This window comes from Clostridium neuense, assembly GCF_045310695.1.
GTDB lineage: Bacteria > Bacillota > Clostridia > Clostridiales > Clostridiaceae > Clostridium_S > Clostridium_S neuense.
The window spans coordinates 169,580-191,053 of sequence record NZ_JBJIAA010000002.1 but is presented as its reverse complement, the minus strand read 5'-3'; the positions used below and the strand labels follow the sequence as shown (position 1 = coordinate 191,053).

General features: G+C 31.0%; 17 protein-coding genes. 11 read left to right on the top strand and 6 right to left on the bottom strand.

The window, feature by feature from the left end; genetic code table 11:
• Positions 1-71 precede the first annotated feature (71 nt).
• A complete protein-coding gene (frlC, locus tag ACJDT4_RS03205) occupies positions 72-893 on the bottom strand; it encodes a fructoselysine 3-epimerase (protein ID WP_406786085.1) in 822 nt (273 codons plus the stop codon).
• A gap of 18 nt (positions 894-911) precedes the next feature.
• A complete protein-coding gene (locus ACJDT4_RS03200) occupies positions 912-1,907 on the bottom strand; it encodes an SIS domain-containing protein (protein WP_406786084.1) in 996 nt (331 codons plus the stop codon).
• Positions 1,908-2,484: 577 nt separating this feature from the next.
• Here ACJDT4_RS03200 and ACJDT4_RS03195 point away from each other — a divergent pair.
• Entirely contained in the window at positions 2,485-4,041 is a 1,557-nt protein-coding gene (locus tag ACJDT4_RS03195; protein WP_406786083.1) for an amidohydrolase, read from the top strand.
• A 200-nt stretch (positions 4,042-4,241) separates the two neighbouring features.
• On the top strand, positions 4,242-6,101 hold the full coding sequence (locus ACJDT4_RS03190) for a hypothetical protein (protein ID WP_406786082.1): 1,860 nt from the start codon (positions 4,242-4,244) through the stop codon (positions 6,099-6,101).
• A gap of 294 nt (positions 6,102-6,395) precedes the next feature.
• Here the strand turns inward: ACJDT4_RS03190 and araA are convergent, their stop codons facing one another.
• On the bottom strand, positions 6,396-7,886 hold the full coding sequence (gene araA, locus ACJDT4_RS03185) for an L-arabinose isomerase (RefSeq protein WP_406786081.1): 1,491 nt from the start codon (positions 7,884-7,886) through the stop codon (positions 6,396-6,398).
• A 656-nt stretch (positions 7,887-8,542) separates the two neighbouring features.
• Here araA and ACJDT4_RS03180 point away from each other — a divergent pair.
• Positions 8,543-9,499, top strand: coding sequence for a glycoside hydrolase family 43 protein (locus tag ACJDT4_RS03180; protein ID WP_406786080.1), 957 nt, complete (start codon positions 8,543-8,545; stop codon positions 9,497-9,499).
• Positions 9,500-9,707: 208 nt separating this feature from the next.
• On the opposite strand, the gene ACJDT4_RS03175 is transcribed toward ACJDT4_RS03180, so the two are convergent.
• Positions 9,708-10,631: an ArsR/SmtB family transcription factor gene (locus ACJDT4_RS03175; protein ID WP_406786079.1), complete on the bottom strand. Its 924-nt coding sequence runs from the start codon at positions 10,629-10,631 to the stop codon at positions 9,708-9,710.
• Positions 10,632-10,999: 368 nt separating this feature from the next.
• Here ACJDT4_RS03175 and ACJDT4_RS03170 point away from each other — a divergent pair, with 368 nt between their 5' ends.
• Positions 11,000-11,626 carry a hypothetical protein gene (locus tag ACJDT4_RS03170; RefSeq protein WP_406786078.1) on the top strand — a complete coding sequence of 209 codons (627 nt, stop codon included), beginning with the start codon at positions 11,000-11,002 and terminating at the stop codon, positions 11,624-11,626.
• A 474-nt stretch (positions 11,627-12,100) separates the two neighbouring features.
• Here the strand turns inward: ACJDT4_RS03170 and ACJDT4_RS03165 are convergent, their stop codons facing one another.
• Positions 12,101-13,024, bottom strand: a complete 924-nt coding sequence (locus ACJDT4_RS03165) for a DUF2935 domain-containing protein (RefSeq protein ID WP_406786077.1) — start codon at positions 13,022-13,024, stop codon at positions 12,101-12,103.
• Positions 13,025-13,333: 309 nt separating this feature from the next.
• Between ACJDT4_RS03165 and ACJDT4_RS03160 the strand changes: the two genes are divergently transcribed.
• Positions 13,334-14,431 (top strand): putative NPN-dependent ornithine cyclodeaminase, encoded by a 1,098-nt coding sequence (locus ACJDT4_RS03160; protein ID WP_406786076.1) that lies wholly within the window; start codon positions 13,334-13,336, stop codon positions 14,429-14,431.
• 90 nt (positions 14,432-14,521) lie between these two features.
• Here ACJDT4_RS03160 and ACJDT4_RS03155 read toward each other — a convergent pair whose 3' ends face one another.
• Positions 14,522-15,436: a tetratricopeptide repeat protein gene (locus ACJDT4_RS03155; protein ID WP_406786075.1), complete on the bottom strand. Its 915-nt coding sequence runs from the start codon at positions 15,434-15,436 to the stop codon at positions 14,522-14,524.
• Positions 15,437-15,677: 241 nt separating this feature from the next.
• Between ACJDT4_RS03155 and ACJDT4_RS03150 the strand changes: the two genes are divergently transcribed.
• The 6 genes from ACJDT4_RS03150 (at position 15,678) to ACJDT4_RS03125 (ending at position 21,461) form a co-directional block, all read left to right on the top strand.
• On the top strand, positions 15,678-16,634 hold the full coding sequence (locus ACJDT4_RS03150) for a small ribosomal subunit Rsm22 family protein (protein ID WP_406786074.1): 957 nt from the start codon (positions 15,678-15,680) through the stop codon (positions 16,632-16,634).
• A gap of 188 nt (positions 16,635-16,822) precedes the next feature.
• Positions 16,823-17,587: a BglG family transcription antiterminator gene (locus ACJDT4_RS03145; RefSeq protein ID WP_406786073.1), complete on the top strand. Its 765-nt coding sequence runs from the start codon at positions 16,823-16,825 to the stop codon at positions 17,585-17,587.
• Between the two features lie 66 nt (positions 17,588-17,653).
• Complete coding sequence (locus ACJDT4_RS03140; RefSeq protein ID WP_406786072.1) at positions 17,654-18,736, top strand: BglG family transcription antiterminator; 1,083 nt, start codon at positions 17,654-17,656, stop codon at positions 18,734-18,736.
• Between the two features lie 143 nt (positions 18,737-18,879).
• The gene (locus ACJDT4_RS03135) at positions 18,880-19,278 is read left to right on the top strand and encodes a PTS sugar transporter subunit IIA (protein ID WP_406786071.1); all 399 of its coding nucleotides are present in this window, start codon (positions 18,880-18,882) and stop codon (positions 19,276-19,278) included.
• Position 19,279: 1 nt separating this feature from the next.
• Positions 19,280-19,750: a PTS sugar transporter subunit IIB gene (locus ACJDT4_RS03130; protein ID WP_406786070.1), complete on the top strand. Its 471-nt coding sequence runs from the start codon at positions 19,280-19,282 to the stop codon at positions 19,748-19,750.
• A gap of 91 nt (positions 19,751-19,841) precedes the next feature.
• Positions 19,842-21,461 (top strand): PTS system mannose/fructose/sorbose family transporter subunit IID, encoded by a 1,620-nt coding sequence (locus tag ACJDT4_RS03125; protein WP_406786069.1) that lies wholly within the window; start codon positions 19,842-19,844, stop codon positions 21,459-21,461.
• The last annotated feature ends 13 nt before the right edge of the window (positions 21,462-21,474 follow it).

The window sequence follows — 21,474 nt, the reverse complement described above, 5'->3', positions numbered from 1 at the left end:
TAATTTGCTTTAGAATTTAATTAGTTTATCATATTATTTGAATACGTTTTTATAAAATAGTTTAATTGCTCCTATTTCATAAGATTACGAATATTATTAATAGCACGTTTTGCATAAAATCGAGGCTCGTTTATATATGAAGTTACAAGTTCTATAGTTGCTGTTCCCTTATAATTTATTTCCTTAAGTTCCTGCATAACTTCTGACAGTGGAAGCACGCCTTCTCCTGGAAGTATGTGTGTATCACTAACTCCATCACTATCGACTATATGCATATGATACATTTTTTCTCCTAGTTTATCGAAATAGGCCATAATACTTTCATGCTGCACAAATGGTGGCACGATATCGCACATACCAACAAGATATGGAGAATTAACATAATTAAACAACGTTACAAGATCATTTGCACTAGTGCAAACATTGCTCTCATAAGGGGTTAGTGGTTCTAATACAATTTTATGTTGTATTTTTTCGGCATAATCTGTTAATTCACGCATTGTTTGAATAAGCCTTTTCCATATTTCTTCTGAAGTAGTTAAGTATCCAGCATGGGCTGCGGACATTAGAGTAAAATCTGCTCCCATTTCTTTGCCCATGTCCATAGAAAGTTTTAGGTAATTTACAGCATCCTGACGCTGAGCTTCGCTTCCAATCATAAAATTATATGGGTATGCATTATGCTCTGGCGTATAGCCAATGACAGGAATTTCATACTTATCAATCAATTTTTTTATTGTATTAATATCACCTGATTTTAAATCAGGAGCAAATGCATGGGGTCTTGCACCCCAAAGCTCTATATAGTCATACCCGAATCTTTTTGCATCCTTAAATACATCTTCCAATGGATTACGCTGATAACCTGATGTAAACATACCTATTTTCATCATATCAGTTAGCCTCCTAAATTAATAATCTAAACGGCGATAATATCTGCGAATTTCCATAGGATGACAGTTTATTTTCTCCAAGTGAGCATCTATTCTTTGTGTAACTGCATGCATAACAAGGTGTGAAATATTTCCTCTATATTCTGGGCTTATACCTTTTAATTCATAGTCTTTTGTATCAATGATTGTGTAATTTCCACAAATTCTTGGAAGAAACTTTGCAACCCTTTCACTTAAAGGACGCTGTGAATCTTCTCCAACAAATACTGTAACTGCAGTATCACGGTCTACTATTTCAAGCATTCCATGGAAAAACTCAGAAGCGTGAATTGACTTGGTACGAATCCAGTGTTGTTCTTCCCAGTAGCACATTGCATATGAATAAGTAGCACCCCACTGATTACCTGCACCTACAAAATAATGAATAGAGTCATCTTTGTGTTTTTCTGCAAATGTTTTACCAAATTCATCTGCACACTTTTCAACTTCTACTAATGCATTTGCAAGATGTGCATCCATCTGTGCGTAGTAATCATCATATTCTGGAAATTCACCTTTATTGTACATAAAGCGGTCAGCTACCATAAAGAATTTTAATTGTTCGTTAGTAGGATATGCAATTTCATAATCTACCATTTTTGCAAGCTCTGCTGTTTCCTTGTCAATAAATCCAATTACTTTTGCGCCTGCTTCCTGTGCTTTTTTAACTCCTTTAACCATTTCCTCTGTGCTTCCTGTAACAGAAGAAATTACGATAACTGTGCCTTCTCCAATTCTTTTATTACCAGTTGCAAGGTATTCAGCTGCATTTTCAACAAATGTATCAATTTCTGATTTTTCTTTCATGTGTACAACAGCCTGCATGCTGGAAGCATAAGTTCCTCCGATTCCAAGCCAGCAGATATTTTTGTAACCTTTTTTACAAAAGCCGTCAACGATTTCATTAATTTGTCCACGAAGAGCTAAAGCTCCGTTTACACTGTCAATTTGTTTTTGTTCATCGAATTTAAGCATATCTTTCTCTCCTTTTATCATTTCTAATATTGAAAAAAATTTTTGTATAAATGGTATGGCTTCATTATCGATATAGACATGTGATTGATATTTCTATACCAATTTGTGACTATAGTATAGCACTTGGTTTTTTGCATGTCAATATGCAAATAAAATCTTGTTTTTGGTTTTAGTATAATCTCAGGATAAGCTTCATTGGTATACTAAAGAACTGAAATATAATCAACTATATATAGTGAAACTTAAACTATTTATGCACCATAATGCCTTGAAAATCGGTATTTTCAAACATAAATAGTTTAAGTTTCGCAGTAGTTTTACTATATATTCTACAGTAGATGATTATAGGTATCTAAGTGTTGTAACTATTATTTGTAATGTATGTACATTTGTAGACTTTTTTTATAAAGTTATTACAATATTTCTTGTATTTAATAAAAGCATGTGCTATACTTCAGTTAATTGGTATGGTTTTATAGATAACTTATTTACATGTTATACAAAAATCTCTGCATTAATGACTATATTTTTATGATGCAGCAAAGTTATTGTACAAATTGAAAGGAGTAAAAGTTCAATGGTTATGAAAGCAGAAATTCTTTTACGTTCAAAAAATATATTTACCGCTGTCAACAATACTATAATTGATGGGCATGTAGCAATTGCAGGTGGTAAAATTTTATCTGTTGGAGAAGGAGATGGAAGTGAATTTCTTTCTAGAGAAACTAAAGTATATGAATTAGGAAGCAGGGTCATTTGTCCAGGATTCTCAGATGTGCATTGTTTCTTTACTGGTTATGTACTAAAGTTTGTAGGAATTGATTTATCAAAAGCTAGTTTTGACAGCTTAGAAAACGTTATCACTCATGTTAAGGAATATGCGGCTGCCAATCCGTCAAAAAAACTTATATTAGGCCACGGATGGAATTCTAAAGTTATTGCTCCAGATATAACATCTTTAGATAATGAGTTCCCTGATACTCCGGTTGTTCTTTTTGCAGAGGGAGGAGATACCTGTTTGATGAATACGGCTGCAATTAACACTTATAAGTTTACACCTGACACTTGTTATCCGGAGGCTTATTGGAGATTGCTAAAAGATATTATTTCAGACAGGGAATTTATTGTACCAGAATTTAAAAAGTATATGGCAATGATGAACGGCCGTGGAATCACTTCTGTAAAGGAAATGGGATTTGATGATTTTTACGGCTTTACCGATGTCCTTGAAGACTTAGATAAATCAGGCGAACTAACCTTGCGTGTTAATTTTATGAGTCAGCCCGTTGGTCGATGTGCTGATTTTGAATATGGAAAAGCTATGCGAAAACGTTTCGTAGGTGATTTTGTTCGTTTTTCTGGCTACAATCGTATGACTGATGGTTCTATAAGTGAGTTATGTGGAGATTTAAAAAAGCCTTATAATTGTGCTGACACATGCTGTGCTTTAGATATTGATTATGATATGATAGAAAAAGAGACACTAGCAGCAGATGCAGCAGGTTTCCGCTTTTCGCTGCATGCTCAAGGTGATGCAGCAATTTGTAAAGTATTAAATATATATGAAAAATGCCAAAAAGATAATAACGGAAAACTTAAAAACCGCCACAGCATGACTGATTTAGAATTTAGCGATCCTGCTGATTTAGAGCATATGGGCAAACTGGGAGTTATAGCTGAAATATACCCTCAGATTCAATCTATTGCTGATAGAAAGAGTAAGCTGGCAATGATTGAGAGTAAAATTGGTATGGATAGAGGAAAGTATTACTGGAATCGACGTAAAATGGCGGACAGTGGTGTTATTCTTTCATGTGGAACTGATTTGCCACTTCTAATAGATAATATTCCGGAATCTATATACCATGCATGCGGAGGCTTTTTTCCTGAAGGCGGAGAACCCTTTAATGTGGAAAATACTCTTACCATCAATGAAGTTTTAACTGCATGGACAAGGGGCGGTGCTTATGACCTTTTTCAAGAAGAAAAACTTGGAACTTTGGAAGCTGGAAAAACAGCTGATATTGCAGTATTAAGTGATGATGTATTCAAAATTCCGTTAAGTAAAATAAGAAATGTTAATGTATGCTTAACCTTAGTTAATGGAAAAGAAGTATATAATTCCATTCAATAGTTTTATTTAGTAATCGAATATAGTAGATGTAGATTGAGAAGGTTTTATTGAAATAGCTTTTCTAATTTATATCTACTATATTTTTTAATTCATTTCTATTACTTTAGCTTAAATGCAAACTACATATGCACCATACTTTGAAGTAGGGTATGTTATAATAAATTATAAAAATGAAGTGGAATTGAGAGGTTCAGATAGTTATGAATTTTTGGTATATCTTAAAAATTGATCCTACAGATAATATTTCTGAGATAAAAAAAGCCTATGCAAAACAGCTAAGGCTGCATCATCCAGAAGATGATCCTGAAGGTTATCAAGAGTTAAGAGAAGCTTATGATGAAGCTTTAAAATATATAAATGGTAAAAATAAAAAAGAGAATTTAGAGGTAAGCAAAGCGGATATTTTAAGCTATCAACCTAAAGCTAATTTGGAGGAGAAAAGTTCAAAACAAACATTAATTTTTGATGATAATGTAAATAAATTTATTATTGGAGTTAAAGGTTTGTATGATGATTTTTTTTCGCGAATTAATGTTGAAAAGTGGAGGGAAATTTTAAACTCAGAAGTTATATGGTACATGGGAGACAAAAAGCTTTTAAATGATAGTATGATAGAGTTTTTAATGAAAAATCATTATCTTCCACAAGATGTATGGAAACTTCTTGAACAAAATTTTAATTTAAGTCAGCAAAAAGAATATATTTGTGATGAATACTCTGAAGAATTTATAAAATATATTTTTAAGCAGTTAGAAGATGATAACGAGCTTAGATATTGTTATTTTAAAAAGCTCAATGGTGTGCCAAGTGAAGCTTTTTTAGGGTATAGAGAGAAGGCTTTTGAGGCACTTTCTTGTGAAGATATTGAATATGCAGAGGAATGCATAAACAAGGCTAATAGCATGTATGCTGATGATCCGGATGTACTTATTATGCAGGGAAGATGCTGTGTAATTAAAGGGAATTTGGACAAAGCTTTGGAAATATATAATGATTTAGTACAAAAAAATGATGATACATATGCGCGTTTTTACAGGGCAAAGCTATTATATAATATAGGGAAAATGGATAAAGCCCTGGAGGATTGTAAATACTTAGAGAAATTGAATTTTAATAACGTGGATTTTAAATTTATGTCTATTAAGTGTTATTGTTATTTTAAAGAGTTTGATAAGGCTAAACAGTTGCTTTTACAGCTTAAAGCTTCATCGTCACTTAACGGGGAATTTAAAAAATTATTAGAGCAAGTTAACTTCGGAATCATACATAGATTAAAGAAAGAACTAAAAAATAACAGAAATAATGAAGTTATAAAGGCTGAGATAGATGATTTATATAAAGAAGTTGGAAGGCTGGATAGCAGACAGTTAAGAAAAAAATTAAAATGGATTTTTGCAAGAAGCTTTATTATTTGTTTTGTGATTTTAGTAGTTCAAGTTATAAGTGTGCAGCTAGCAATGAAGCATATGAACGTTAAAAATTATTATTCATTAAATAGCACTTTGCAGTTCATAATGTTCTGGGATAAGGGGAAATTAGTAAACAGTTCGCAAGATATTGAAAAAATTATACCGGGGATAAGCAATATTCATGGAAAGCTTACAGATGCAGAATTTTTATCATTGTATCGTATACCAATAAAGGATAAGCAAGGGAAAGTGACAAATGTGTATCTTTCTTATGATACAGCAAAGAAAAGAAACTTATATGGAGATATGAATGGATATTTATGTGCAGGTACACTTGGAGATAAAAGGATTGTTGCTGTAGTAGACTTTAAAGAGGCTACTCAAGCTTACAAGACTAAAACCATTGATTTTTGTGGTACTGTATATAAGGTTACGGATACTGATATGTTAAATAAAATAGAGAAGCTATATAACACAAATAATTTTGTTGAAGATAAATTTATAGATACGAAAGTTAAAGTATCAGGTGAAAGGCAGCATGTTTTAAATATTGATGCCTGGCTTTTAATTATCCAAATAATTATTATTCTACTTGGAGTAGCATCGGCAAGTAAAGTAATAAGGGTAAATAGGGTATATAAACTTTTATGATCAAGATTTTAATACCAGATGATGATAAGAATATAAGTATCTTAATTAAATCTTTGCTTAAATTAGAAGGAAGTTAATGAATTTTTAATGAGTGATTATAAATAAAATTGTAATAAGCTTCGTTTTTGAATGCTTTTATGTTGCAGATAAGTTAAGAAAAGAGCGTTTAGAATACTTTAAAGGTAGAATACATAATTATTATTTTAATATATTTAAAAGCAGTTGTTATTTTAGTGATTTCTTTAACACTAGTATAACAACTGCTTTTGTAAATTATAATGATGGAATACTAAACTATTTGAATTTCCAAGCTAAGTCATTCCATAGTATTTCATTTTTGAAATCATTAATCTTAGTGTTTTTGTCAATTACAAGACATTCAATACCAGCCATTTCGCAAAAATCTCTAAGTTGTTCAGCACTTACTCCATAAGAGAAACTTGTATGATGAGCACCACCGGCAAGAATCCAAGCTTTTGCTCCTTCTTTTAGGGAAGGTTGTGGTTTCCAGAAAGTGCTAGCAACTGGAAGCTTAGGCATAGGATGCTTAGCTTTTACTGCATCAACATTGTTAACTAATAGACGGAAGCGATTTCCTAAATCTAAAAGTGTTGCACAAACAGCAGGTCCTTCACTGCCCTCAAACACTAGTCTAGCAGGATCATCTTTTCCACCAATTCCAAGAGGATGAACTTCTATTCTTGGCTTAGTAGCAGCAATACTTGGACAAATTTCAAGCATATGTGCACCTAAAATAACTTCATCGCCATTGATTAGGTCATAAGTGTAATCTTCCATTAAAGTTGTACCTTTAGTTGGAGCCATAATTTTCATTAATCTAACTAGAGCAGCAGTCTTCCAGTCTCCTTCAGCACCAAAACCATAGCCTTTGGACATTAAATGCTGAACTGCAAGACCTGGAAGCTGTTTCATACCGTGAAGATCTTCGAAATTAGTAGTGAAAGCGGTAAAATCACCTTTTTTTAAGAAATTTTCTAGTCCGATTTCAATACGAGCTTGTTCTTTAACAGAATCTCTTAATGGTCCTTCTTCTAAAAGATTAGGAGCAAAATCGTAAAGTGAAGAGTATTCTTCCATTAAAGCATTTACATCGCTCTCAGTAACCTCATTAATTGAATCTACTAAATCACCAATTCCATAAGCTTGAACCTGCCAACCAAATTTAATTTGAGCTTCAACCTTGTCGCCGTCAGTAACAGCAACATTTCTCATATTATCTCCAAAACGTGCAACCTTTAGTTTACGGCTTTCTATATAAGCGGCTGCAATGTATAACCAGTCATGTATTTGGTTAATTACATCAGAATCTTTCCAATATCCAACTACAATTTTACGTTTTATTTTCATTCTTGCACCGATAAAGCCATACTCCCTGTCACCATGTGCAGATTGGTTGGTATTCATGAAATCCATATCAATTGAATCCCATGGAATTTCACGATTAAATTGAGTGTGAAGATGTAAAAGAGGTTTATCTAATGCAAGTAAACCTTGAATCCACATTTTTGCAGGTGAGAAAGTATGCATCCAAGTTATTATACCTGCACATTTTGGATCTGAATTAGCTTCTATACATAAATTGTTTATAGCTTCAGGTGTAGTTAAAACTGGCTTGAAAATTATTTTGTAAGGTGAATTTAAACTTTTATTTAGACTTTCAGTTATAATTTGTGAGTGCTCATTTACTTCTTTTAGAGTGTCTTCGCCATATAGGTGTTGACTTCCAGTAACAAACCAAAATTCATATGCTTTTAACTGTAACATAATAAAATCCTCCTAAAATAGGTATTATTTTAATAAAATTATTTTAAAGGTACGTATATGTTTTATCTGTACCACACAACATGTACGTACATTAATTACATTGTAAACGCTTCTATAGAAAAAAGCAATATTTTTTTGCTCATTATAAAAGCACATGTACATACAAATAAATAGAGCTGCATATATTGTTGAAATAGAAATTGAAGATTTTGCTTATAATGACTTAGATATATATTAATTCTAAGTAATTAATTAATAAAATTATTAAAAGAAAAAAGTTTGTAATATGATACAGGGAATATCAAGTTTACAAGATATTGGTAGTGAAATTATATAAATAATAATTTGTAAACAATAACATATATAAATATAAATTATATTTTATATTTATATAAAACAATTAAAAAAGTGTTGGAGTAGTGTTGACTTGAAAACGTATACTAATTATAATGTATATATAATGATTTAGATAAATATAAAATAATTCAATTTTTATTAAACTAAACAATAATTTATAGGACAATATTGTAATAGGTGTTAAAAAATCAAAGGATTGTCGTTAGTTTTTAAATATAACGTTAATCCTGAGTCAATAATAAGATTAAAATAAGCAAATAAAATGTTATCGTAAATGTTAATAGAAAGGGGAGAGTAACATGCTAGAAAATTATAATTATAAAAATCCGATTGTGAGGCAGGCAGCGGATCCGTTCGTATACAAGCATAGTGATGGTTACTACTATTTTACAGCATCTTATCCAGCGTATGATAGAATTCAAATAAGGAAATCTAAAACTATTGAAGGTTTAGGTTTAAGTAAACCAATTGTGATTTGGAAGAAACATGATGAAGGTGAAATGAGCGCATATATTTGGGCACCTGAAATACATTTTATAGGTGGTAAATGGTATATATATTTTGCAGCCGCAAAGGTTAGTGACGTTAGGGGCAAAATGTTTGATCACAGAATTTATGTGCTTGAAAATACATCTAACAATCCTTTAGAAGGTGAGTGGATTGAAAAAGGACAACTTAAAACTAATTGGGAATCATTTTCTTTAGATGCTACAACTTTTGAAAATAACGGAGTTAGATATTTGGTTTGGCCTCAAAAAGATCCCAATATTAAAGGCAATTCTAATCTGTATATTGCAGAATTAAGCAATCCATGGACAATTAAAGGAAAGCAAATTATGTTATCAAAACCGAAATATCCATGGGAATGCGTAGGGTTTTTGGTCAATGAGGGACCAGCAGTTCTTAAGAAAAATGGAAAGATATTCATTACTTATTCTGCAAGTGCTACAGACTATAATTATTGTATGGGAATGTTAACTGCTGATGAAACCAGTGATTTATTAAACCCCAAATCTTGGACAAAATCAAAGGTTCCTGTATTTACTACAAGTTACGAAAATGGTCAATATGGTCCAGGACATAATAGCTTTACTGTTTCGGAGGATGGCAAGGAAGACATTTTAATTTATCATGCTAGGAACTATAAGGAAACAGAAGGGGATCCGCTTGATGATCCTAATCGTCATGCAAGAGCTCAGAAGATAAATTGGAAAGCTGATGGAACACCAGACTTTGGAATACCTGTAGCGGACTAAAATAAAGTAGAGTCTAGCTACTATGAAAAGAATTTGAATATAAAATAAGAGAGGGCTTATAAGCCCTCTTTTATTTATTTAAAACGTATTTTCAATTTTTATGAAGGCATTTTATTAATCAGAATAAGTAAACAGCTTACACTAGCTCCAAAGGAGACTTATATTACTTGTTGAGGTTATAAATCTGCCAGGATTCAAATAATTATCATCATTTAATGGGATTATTTTCCTCATAAATTATTCTGACATTTATACCTTGATTGTAATTACCAAAGTTGGCTCCAAAAATTGTTAAACCTCCAACATGACTTGTATTCTCAGGAACAGAAAATTTAAATTTTAAATCACTCTTGAAGTTTAAGTCTATATCATCTATAGTTACATCAGAAATTTTTAATCCGTCAATAAAAGTACCAAATTTATTAATGGAAAGTAATTTTAAAAGACCATATTGATTCCAATTAGAGAACCACCAAGAAGGGGTTAGAATACCTTTAGTATCTGCATAGTCTCCTGGGCTAACCCAACTTCCTAAATGTATGTCATTCAAAGCAAAATGAATATCTGAGGGCCATATATTACAATTTCCTGGAGCTTCAGAACTTATTTCTGCGGAAATTTGAATTTCTGAAAACTTTTGGTTTGGTTTTAGGTAATTTGGTATTCTATATTCAATAAAACCCTTAGTAAACCAAAGAATATCACTGTTTATTCTTTCTGGATCTGCAAAATAACTTGGATTATCAACTTCTCCAATTATTTTATCCTTTGTTGCAAGTCCGCAGGTTGGATAAATTTCGTAAGCTGAATATTGTCCTATACCTATTTCAAGCTCATATGAATTTTCAACTTCAGACTTTCCTATATCAATTACAAATTTGTCTTCATGAAGATTACAAATTTTTTGTATTCCGTGTTTTGCGGTAAGAGTAGTGATTTTAATAAGACCGCACTCTTCTAACTTTTTTATGTGCATTGTAATTGCACCATTGGTTAAATTTAATTTATCAGCTAAATCATTCATATTAAGTTGTTTTTGTTCGCTTAATAGTTGGAGTATTTGAATTCTAATATCTGAACTTAAAGCCTTAAATAGTGGTAAACTTTCACTTAAATTAGTAATGTGTATCATTGTTTATTCTCCTAACCATACATATATTATATTGAGAACAGCTTTATTATAGATTCTGTTAAATACATATTTTTGTAATTATTATATCATAGATTCTTTGTAAAGGGTTGATTAATTTAATAAAAAATAAAACAATCAAAAATTTTGTTTTAAAAAAAACGATTTAATTAACATAAATTGGCTTATATACTTACAATTATATAATTATTTATGTTAATAAGTTTATATTAATATAAAATAATGCTTATTTAAAATATAAAAATAGTTTATTTTCGTAACTAAGGATACTGAATGAAAAAAAAGTTAATCATATAACTGAGTAATAGCTTTAATAAAAGTTTTTTAAATTAATCAAGGAGGTTAATTAAATGAGTGCATTTTTAGGAAAAATTCACTACTGGTTATACAATAAAATTCAGTTACATGAGAAATTAATAGAAGATATAATGGAATTTGCGGAAAAAAAGGGGCATAGTAACGAGAGTCTACTAAAGGAGAGTTATTTAAAGTATGGATTACCTGTAAAAGGCCCACTTGAAAGTAATATAGAGCATCATAATATTCATGGATGGCTTCAAGAGAGGATAACAAGTGTAGAAAGTAGATTAGCGTACATTATAACTGAATTATTAAATAATAATATTGTCGCAAAAAAGGATATTGCTGATATATTTTATGAAAATGGAGCAAATACAATGAAGGAACTTAAAATAAGTGAAGGTACACCGGAAGAGTTATTTAACTTAGTTTTCGATTATATGCTTGAAGGAATGCCATGCGATCATGTAAATGAAATAATTGAAAACAGTGAAACTGCAATTGTATGGAAAACTACAACGGATATCCATAAAGGTTACTGGGATGAAGTTCAAGGAGATGTTGATAACTTTAATTATTTTGTAGATTCTTGGATTAATGGTTTTTTGGGTTCAAGCAGCACAGGATACATGTACTCTAGAGAAGAAAACGGTATGTGCACAATAAAAAAGGCATAACAATAATATTTCCATAATATAGAGTAAAACTAGATTAACTATATATAGATAAAAAACTTGGAATATTAAAATTAGCTGAATTCTATTTTGGAACATGTTGGTTATATGAACATATATCAGTTGACAATGGACAATTGACAGAGCACGGTGAAGGTAAATTTACCTTTCGTTTCTCTTAGGTAAATTTTAGAACTTATTTAGTATCAGCTGCGCTGAATATTATACTTTAAGCCATGCGCGAGCATTAAGTTTTAGATTTTTCAAAGCAATAGCAAAGAAAAATCATCCTTCACTGTAATCTGTCAATTGTACTCTGTACTCTAAGTAAAATATTAATTTTCTAGGGTAAACTTGGCATTACCATTTTGAAACTTATAGGTTGTTTACCTATAAGTGTACTAATCAAAAGTTTGCAAGTGTAAATTTGTGGATTGTAATTTTTTAATTTTGATTAATACCTCTATAAGTTTTAAGCTATGAAGTAAAACTGCGCAAAAGACTTAGGTAATAGTTTGCTTCTCTTGTTACGTGATCTGCAAGGAGAGGAGCCATTATTGCCTTAATCTTGCAGGATAATAAACCTTCTGTAGCCTTGCTCTTAAAGTTTCTTAATTCAGTAACTAAGGCATAAATTTGTTTAGTTATATCCTCAAGATTATCGGGATTATTTTGACGAGCATTAGTAGAAGGTCCAATATTGTTAAACCTTTGAACAAAGCTGTTTGCTGTGTTAAATAAAGCAGTTTCATCTGGATCTAGGTAACCTCTTATAAATTCAGCGTGTTCTTTCATTATATCATTCCAGAAGGCTTCCTGTTTTATGATGCTTTGAGGAGTAGTATCTTGTTCCTGTCTTTTTTCAAGCATAGTAAGCATGTTGACATATGCACGTGCTTCCCTTATTACATGCTCAATATTTGAAGGATAGGTATAGCTAAAAGCTTTGCAAGATAGAATCTTGTTAAGAAGCCCTGTCTGAAAGTTTATAACGAAATTTACGAGTGTAAGTATAGCTTTATTTAGTGCAGAAACGGAGGTTGTAATATTGAAAAGTTCTCTGTAGTAGCTTCTATAGCCTAAATTTATTTCTCTTGCAGTTATAGCAGTATTAATGGGAACACCTGTTAAAGAGCTGGTGGTCTTTTCTGCAGACAAGGTGAAGGGAGTTATAAGGGTAGAGGAATTCATAACTTCTTTACTTATCTTTCCTTGAGATAAAGTTACTGTTTTAGAAAGCAGCATATCTAACTTTTTGTTTACTGCGATAATCTGCATTAAAGTAGGAGCATACTTAGGTGGAAGGGATGCTCCAGCAATAACGTTATGTTCTTTTACAATTCTCAAAAAGAACAAATTTAGTTCAAGTGAAAGTCTTACATATTGTTCATTTGATAGCATATTTACCTCTCTTATATATATTGATAAAGATAAACTAAAATTTATTTTATAAAAGTTTACCCATATATTCATAGTATGTACTAGGTAAATCATTGTTGCAGATTTTTTAGGTTATAGATAAACCGTTTTTATATATGTTTTTGATTTTATTTGTATTTAAATTATGAAATTAAAAGTGTATTAAAAGTGCTGAATTAATGATATAATTATACTTAAATATAGATATGCATGTAAAATAAATTATTTTTAAGACGAAATAATAATAAATTAATAGTTAGCGTATCGTGAGATAAATTTTGGAGGTGCTTTATGGATTTCATAATGCCAAAGTATAATTGTCCGGATTTTTCAAAAGAATTTTTTTTAAATGCTCCGGATGTAAAAACAGAAGATGTAACTATAAAGGGAACTGCTCCCGATAATTATCATGCTACCTCAATATATCCTGAATATTTTAAAATTAATGGTGAATGGATATTAACATCAGAAAGTCGTATGGATTGTGTTGTAGTTTTAAAAGATGAGAAGGCACTTGAGGTTAAGGAATTTAGAAATTTAAATGTGGGTGACAAAGTGATTTTAGGTAGAAGTGAAGATGGCAGCGAAGGAATATACTTAAATATAAATCCCTTTTACGTTGATGAGGAAGAAAAATCAGATAATCAAAAATTTGCATTTAGGACAGGACAATCTAGAGAAAGTACTTTTTCTAGGGCATATAATAAGCTGTACGAATTATTGAAATATGAAAAAGAAAATAATGGATACATTGTATGGGTTTTAGGACCAGCAGTTGTTTTTGATTATGATTCGAAGATGGCAATGCAAAAGTTAATAGATGGAGGGTTTGTAAATGCTATTTTTGCAGGAAATGCCTTAGCAACGCATGATCTTGAGGGCTCCTATCTTGGTACTGCACTTGGACAAGATATATATACTCAGGTTTGTAATTATAATGGACATTATCATCATATAGATGTAATTAATAAGGTTAGAAAAGCTGGCTCCATTAAAAATTTTGTTTATGAGGAAGGTATTGATAAGGGCGTGGTTTCTGCTTGCGTTAGAAATAATATACCATTAGTTCTTGCAGGTTCTATAAGGGATGATGGACCATTGCCAGAAGTTATTTCAGATGTGTATGCTGCTCAGGATGCAATGAGATATCACTGCAGAAAAGCAACTACTGTAATATGCCTTGCTACAATGCTCCATACAATTGCAACTGGAAATATGACACCTATTTATAAAGTAGATAAAGGGGATGTGAGGCCTGTGTTCATATACAATGTAGATGTTTCTGAATTTGCTGCTAACAAACTTAGAGACAGAGGAAGCATTGAAGTTACGTCAATTGTAACAAACGTTCAAGATTTTTTAGTACAAGTTGCTAATAAAACAAAATAAAGTATTTAACTTAATTATTATAAAGTTGTATTAAAGATAAACCATTTTGAAACTTGAAATGGTTTATCTTTAGTGAGAAGTGGTTGAAGACTAAATACCAGTAATAAATTCTTTAAATGAAGCTAATTCTCTTACTTTCTCTAATTCTTCATCTTCTAGGACATATTTTAAAAACTGGGGATATAATTTTAACGCCATAATTATATCTTCACATGCCTTATTTTGTTCATTGTTTAAAGCATAGAAGCAGCTTCTGTTATAATATAAAAAGTATACTTCACTGCAGTTATTAATTCCCTTTGACAAAACTTCTATACCTTTCTTTGTATCTCTATATTTATAGATTACAGCTAAATTCAAGTAACTGTATTCGTAAGTTTTATCTTTTTCGATTGCTCTTTCGTAAAAATTAATGGCTTTTTCTATCATGTTAAACTTATAACAAATTACACCCATATTAAACAAGGCTAAATGATTGTTTGGATTTATTTTTAAAGCTTTAGAAAATAGCTTATATGCAGAATTATTTTGATTTTGTTCTTCGTAAATGCAGCCTAGATTTAAATTTGCCCAAAAATCCATAGGGTTTAGACTTAAGAGCTTTTTATAGGTTTCTATTGCTAAAGCTTTTTTTCCTGATACGTCGTAGGTGTTTGCTAAGAAAAAGTAAGCTACATGGTAATTGGGATTTATATAAATTGCCTTATTGTACAATTTTATAGCCTCTTCGTAATTTTCTTCCTCATCATATATTGAAGCTAAACCATAGTAGGCTCTTTCCTCATAGTCATCTATGCTTAAAGCTTCTTCATAGTATTCTTTAGCTTTTTGCGATTTTCCCAAAGAGTCGTATATTAATGCTAAGTTAATTATTGCTTCTAAATTTTCACCATTTGAAAGTTTATAGACTTTATTATATAAATCTAATGCTTTAATTGTTTTATCCGTTTCAAAAGCTTCATCGGCTTTTTGTAAATATTTATTAATTTGTGTATTATATTTCATAGATGCGCTCAACCTTATTTAATTATTTTTTTAGTAAATTTGCTGCTTAATTAAACATTAACTTATCTTGTCAAGATATTGTATCGCTATAGGAATCGATTATATGTCTTTATTTAAAGTATATCATCTTATAAAATGCTTGTAAAAGGATTAAAGAAGCAGTATATCTATATTATAAAATTTGATATAATATAAATTTATAAATAATGAACTATTGATGTGAAGAAAGAGGTTGAAATAAATGGAATTGCCTATAGAGCTTAAATTAGCTATGGAAAATCAACTTGTTGGCATTAAACATAATGAGCTAATGGAGGATGCAAAAACACTTAGTAAAAAATATAGAACTGAAAGTGGCCATGGTAAACGTCTGCTTACAGAAAGCAAAGAAGCAGTGGCATATTCGGTTGTAAGAATGCCAGCAACTTATGGGGCAGTTTATTCAGCATTAAATTATACTTTGGACTTAGTTGATTGCGACATAAAATCTTTACTAGATGTTGGAGCCGGAACGGGAGCAGCTTCTTGGGCTGCAGATTCACTGGTTAATTTACATAGTGTTGTGTGTTTGGAAAGAGAAAGTGCAATGCGTGAAATCGGACAAAAAATGATGTCACAAGGAACAAATATTTTGAAGAATGCAAAGTGGGTAGAGTATGATTTAACGGCAGGAGATATTCCAGAAAAAGCTGATTTAGTTATTGCATCCTATGTATTGAATGAACTAAATGACAGCGAAAGAATAAAGGCAGCAGATAAGCTTTGGAAGGCAGCAAATAAAATAGCTTTAATTATAGAACCGGGAACGCCGGTAGGATATTCTCATTTAAAGAAGATACGTGAATATTTGCTATCAAAGGGGGCACATGTAGTAGCACCTTGTCCACATGAAAATAGTTGTCCCCTCGAAAAGGAGGATTGGTGCCATTTTACATGTAGGGTACAAAGAAGTAAGCTTCACCGTCAACTAAAAGAGGGAGAAGCACCTTATGAGGATGAAAAATTTGCATATTTAGCTGTAGCACGTGAGAAGTATAGAAATGCAGCTGCACGTATTTTGAGGCATCCAATTGTAGGAAAAGGAAGAATAACACTAGATGTTTGTGCTGTAGATGGAGTAAAAAAGGTGAATATTTTTAAAAGAGATGGAGATTTATATAAAAAAGCAAGAAAATCTCAATGTGGTGATGAAATATAAATTAACAATTAATTTCGGCAGTTGAAAGGGTTTATCTATTGTTTAAGATGGATAAATATAAAAATAGATCTAGGAGAATATTATAAATTTCTAGGTCTATTTTTAATATAATTGAAAAAAAACTCATTTTTGTGTAGAATAGAACGCATATTATTTTTATAAAGGTTAAAAAATTGGGGAGGATAATTATGAGAAAAAGAGAGAAAATTATTTTAAATGAACTTGTGAATGAAAAAGGGTTTATAACCAGTGAAGAACTTTCGCAAATAGCAAGCGTAACATCTAGAACCATACGTGACGACATGAGAAAAATAAAAGCTGAAATTGAAGAACATGGTGCGAGTATAGAATCTCATTCTGGGATTGGATACAAGATTATTATAAATAATTACAAATTATTTGGGGAATTTATAAATACTTTAAAAATAAAAGAAGTTGCGCAGTATGAAGAAATTCCGGATGATTCGAATGATAGAATAAACTACCTTATAAAAAAACTAATAACCATTGATTTTTCTATAAAAATAGAGGAACTTATGGATGAATTATGTGTGAGTAGGTCTACCCTTACTGCAGAACTTAAGGAAGTTAGAAAGAAAATAGGAAAATATAATCTTAAGCTTGAACAAAAACCGAACTATGGAATTTTTATAGAAGGAAGTGAGATAGGTAAACGTTTATGTATATCCGAGTACTTTTTTCATTCTTCAGCGGATAAAGGCTATTTTGCAGAAGAAAGTGTACTTTTTAATAGTTCTGTTAATAGAGAAGAGATAGCGATAATAAAATCAACGCTTATTAATGTACTTCAAAAATATAATGTTATGATTTCAGATGTATCACTTCAAAATTTGGTAATACATGTAATTATATCTTTGAGGAGAGCTCGATTTTACAATTATGTGCATTTTGAAGAGAAGCAGATTAATTTTCTAAAAAGTGAAAGAGAATAGCAAGTTGCAAAGGAAATTGCACAAGTTTTATCATCAAAATTTAAAGAAATATGGCCGGAAAGTGAAGTGGCGTATTTAACTATTCATTTACTTGGAAAGAAGATTTTAATACAAAATGACAGTGATACCTTTAATACATCAATTATGGCAAAGCTTCTTGTTGAAAAGATAATATTTTGTATAAATGAAAAGTCTGGAGTTGATTTGCATAATGATGAAGAATTTAAAAAGGTATTAAGTCTTCATTTAGACCCACTTCTTATAAGATTAAAGCTAGGACTTATAAATAGAAATCCTATGATTAATGATATAAAAGTGAATTATACATATGCATTTAGTTTAGCAGAAGTTGCTGGCAGGGTTATAGGAGAAGAGGTTGATTTGACTGTAAATGAAGATGAGATAGGGTATATTGCTCTATATATAGGACTTGCACTGGAAAAACTAGAGAAGAGGACGAATAAAAAAAGTATTTTGCTTGTAAGTACTATGGGAAGAAGTTCCGCACAACTCCAGAAGTATAAAATTTTAAATCAGTTTAATGAATATATAGAACGATTTGATATTATAGATATGTATCAGCTTCCTAATGTAGATAATAGTAAATATGATTTTATGCTTAGTTCAGTTCATATTAATTATAAGGTTAATACACCAATTATATATGTGAATGAAATACTTAAAAATAAAGATATGAATCTAATTCAAAATGCCCTTCTAAGGATAAAAGAAGAGAAGAAAAATATTAGAGATTATCTTGATAAGAATTTGTTTTTCTCTGATATTAAGGCAAGAAATAAAGCGGAAGCCATTAAAAATTTCATTAAGTGCATAAGCAAGAAGGGTGCAGGTGAGGAAGAAATTTATGAATCTATTAGTGAAGACGGGGCTAAAATTGAAAATTTCTGCGTTGTAATGTATTCTTCTATAGCTCTATTCGATGAGGTTAAAATAGCACTAGGAATTTTAGATAAACCTATAATATGGGATAAGGAAATAGTGAAAGTTATGTTTATGATTTTTAAGCCAAGTGGTGATATAAATGGACTTCAGCAATCTACCAAGATTTTATTTAGCCTTGTGAAGGATTTTAAGAAAATAAAGAACATTATGGATGCAAAGGTGTTTGAGGATTTCACAAAGTCTTAGGAAATTTATATTGCCTAAGACTATTTTTTTGTTGGATTTCCTAAAGTCAAAGGAAAAAGTTGAAGTTGAGAAAAGAACCTCTAGAATTTATTATATATGTGTAAGGTAATTCAACAAAAGATGCGACTTTAGGGGGGATTTACATGGTGAAATATTTAATAGCTACTCATGGTGAAATGGCAGAGGGAATGAAAAGTACCCTTAAACTTTTAGCAGGAGAAAGAACAGATATAGAATTTTTAAGTTTCTATTGTGAGAAAGGAGATGCGGTTGAAAAATTAAAAGAATTTTTTGAAAAAAACAAAAATTGCGAAATAATTGCATTCACAGATTTACTTGGAGGGAGTGTAAATAAAGAGGTTCTTAATTTCATAAGTAGTAAGGTTCATATAATTGCAGGCTTTAATATGGCAGTTATACTAGAGGTAATATTAAGCGTAGAGGAATCTGTTGAAAGTAATCGTTTAGAGGAAATAATACAAACAGGAAGGCAGCAATTAATTTATGTAAATAAGATAATAAATACAAAGGAGGGTTTTTAATATGATTAAGTTACTAAGAGTTGATGATAGACTTTTACATGGACAGGTTGCTTTTGCGTGGACTAAGAACTTAAAGATTAATTTGATAGTAGTAGCGAATGATACCATAGCTCACGATGAATTTACAAAGATGACTCTAGGTTTAGCAAAGCCGCAGGGAGTAAATTTAACAATAGTTGAAGTGAAAAGAGCCACTGAAATTTTAAATACGGAAAAAGTTAAAAAATATTCAACCTTAATTATAGTTAATAATATGGTAGATGCGCAAAGAATAGCAGACAGTGTAGCTGAAATAAAAAGCATTAATATAGGTGGAATTAAGGAGAGGGAAGGTTCAAAAAGGTATACCAATGCTGTTACTTTAACAGAAGATGATATAAGAATATGTAAAGAGCTTATAGAAAAAGATATAGAAGTTGAAGCGAGACAAATGCCAGTTGACAAAAAGCAGTTAATAAAAGATTTAATATAGCAATTAAAAAATTGCAGCATTTAATATATGTTTTTATTAAGCTAAGAAGTACAAAAGAATAAGATTTATAAGAATAGGGGGAGGTTTTACAATGAATTTTATGCAGGCATTATTATTAGGATTAATAGCGGTATTTGGCTGGTTTGAGTATGTTGATGGATTAAATAAAACAACTAGACCAATAATTATGTGCTCACTAGTAGGACTTGTTATGGGGGATTTAAAACAAGGTATTATAATAGGTGGTACTCTTGAGCTTGCAACGATGGGTATGATGGGAATAGGTATTTCAATTCCAATCAATATTACAATTGCAGGAGTATTATCAGCAGGTTTTGCTATTTCAGGGGGGCTTGGAGTTAAGGCTGCTGTTGCTTTAGCAATACCAGTAGGATTATTATTCCGTCTTCTAGAACATTTAGTAACAAGCCTTTATGATATAGTTGCAGCTAAGCTATTATTTAATCGTCCAGAAAAGAATAATCCAAGACAAGTTACCATAGCTTTTTGGGTAGTATTTGGATTAAGTGCATTATTCATATTTTTGATAATATTCATTAGTGTATTATTAGGTTCTTCCGCTGTAAAAGAAGTATCAAATGCTATTCCAAAGACTATTATGGATGCTGTTTCTACAGGTGCAGCACTTTTAACAGCGTTAGGTTTTGCAATGTTATTTAATTTAACTATGACTAAGCAAACATTGGCATTTTATTTTATAGGTTTTGTATTGGCAGCATATCTTAAGGTTCCTGTAATGGGCATAGCTATACTTGGAGCAACTTTCGCTTTAATAACTTATTTCTTTACTCAGAATAAAGAAAAGGTTCAAGACGATTCTGGAGTAATAGACTTTGATGATTTATCAGATGACCCTGAAATTCCAGAGGAAGTTATAGAAGTTAAAAAGATGCTTACTAAAAAAGATCTCAGAAGTGTATTTTTTAAATCCTTTGGTCTAGAAGGACCGTTCATATACAGTAGATTGCAGGCTATAGGTTTCTGTCGTGCTATGTTACCAGTTATAAAAAGAGTATATACAGATCCTCAGAAACAAACAGAGGCAATCAATAGACATCTTGAGTTTTTTAATACTAATCCAGAATTCTGCACATTTATATTAGGAGTTACAGCTTCTATGGAGGAGCAAAATGCTCAAGATCCTAATTTTGATTCAAAGAGTATACCTGCTGTAAAAGCTGGACTTATGGGACCTTTGGCTGGTATCGGAGATTCATTTTGGTGGGGAATTGTGAGAACAGTTGCGGCCGGTATCGGATGTCAATTTGCACTTAAAGGAAGCATACTTGGACCACTACTATTCTTCTTTGTATTTAATATTCCGCACTGGATATTAAGATATATTTTAACTTTTGCTGGATACGATTTAGGTAGTAAAATACTAAAGATTATGTCTGAAAATAATATATTAGAAAAGATAACTTTGTGCGCGGGAATACTTGGAATGGTAGTACTTGGAGCTATGACTTGTGATATGATATCAATTTCAACTCCACTTGTATTTAATATGGCTCATGGTGTAACGCTTAATGTACAAAAAATACTTGATGAAATAGTACCTAGACTTTTACCAGTACTTGCAATGTTCTCAATATCATATTTACTTAGAAAACAAATAAAAATTATTCCATTATTATTCTCATTGTTAGCAGGTGGAATAATATTAAATTTACTTGGAATTATAGCTTAATAGGAAAGAAGGG

Bases quoted from the DNA above. Each gene is read 5' to 3' on its own strand.
- frlC (WP_406786085.1), bottom strand. From the start codon at position 893: ATGATGAAAATAGGTATGTTTACATCAGGTTATCAGCGTAATCCATTG.
- ACJDT4_RS03200 (WP_406786084.1), bottom strand. From the start codon at position 1,907: ATGCTTAAATTCGATGAACAAAAACAAATTGACAGTGTAAACGGAGCT.
- ACJDT4_RS03195 (WP_406786083.1), top strand. From the start codon at position 2,485: ATGGTTATGAAAGCAGAAATTCTTTTACGTTCAAAAAATATATTTACC.
- ACJDT4_RS03190 (WP_406786082.1), top strand. From the start codon at position 4,242: ATGAATTTTTGGTATATCTTAAAAATTGATCCTACAGATAATATTTCT.
- araA (WP_406786081.1), bottom strand. From the start codon at position 7,886: ATGTTACAGTTAAAAGCATATGAATTTTGGTTTGTTACTGGAAGTCAA.
- ACJDT4_RS03180 (WP_406786080.1), top strand. From the start codon at position 8,543: ATGCTAGAAAATTATAATTATAAAAATCCGATTGTGAGGCAGGCAGCG.
- ACJDT4_RS03175 (WP_406786079.1), bottom strand. From the start codon at position 10,631: ATGATACACATTACTAATTTAAGTGAAAGTTTACCACTATTTAAGGCT.
- ACJDT4_RS03170 (WP_406786078.1), top strand. From the start codon at position 11,000: ATGAGTGCATTTTTAGGAAAAATTCACTACTGGTTATACAATAAAATT.
- ACJDT4_RS03165 (WP_406786077.1), bottom strand. From the start codon at position 13,024: ATGCTATCAAATGAACAATATGTAAGACTTTCACTTGAACTAAATTTG.
- ACJDT4_RS03160 (WP_406786076.1), top strand. From the start codon at position 13,334: ATGGATTTCATAATGCCAAAGTATAATTGTCCGGATTTTTCAAAAGAA.
- ACJDT4_RS03155 (WP_406786075.1), bottom strand. From the start codon at position 15,436: ATGAAATATAATACACAAATTAATAAATATTTACAAAAAGCCGATGAA.
- ACJDT4_RS03150 (WP_406786074.1), top strand. From the start codon at position 15,678: ATGGAATTGCCTATAGAGCTTAAATTAGCTATGGAAAATCAACTTGTT.
- ACJDT4_RS03145 (WP_406786073.1), top strand. From the start codon at position 16,823: ATGAGAAAAAGAGAGAAAATTATTTTAAATGAACTTGTGAATGAAAAA.
- ACJDT4_RS03135 (WP_406786071.1), top strand. From the start codon at position 18,880: ATGGTGAAATATTTAATAGCTACTCATGGTGAAATGGCAGAGGGAATG.
- ACJDT4_RS03130 (WP_406786070.1), top strand. From the start codon at position 19,280: ATGATTAAGTTACTAAGAGTTGATGATAGACTTTTACATGGACAGGTT.
- ACJDT4_RS03125 (WP_406786069.1), top strand. From the start codon at position 19,842: ATGAATTTTATGCAGGCATTATTATTAGGATTAATAGCGGTATTTGGC.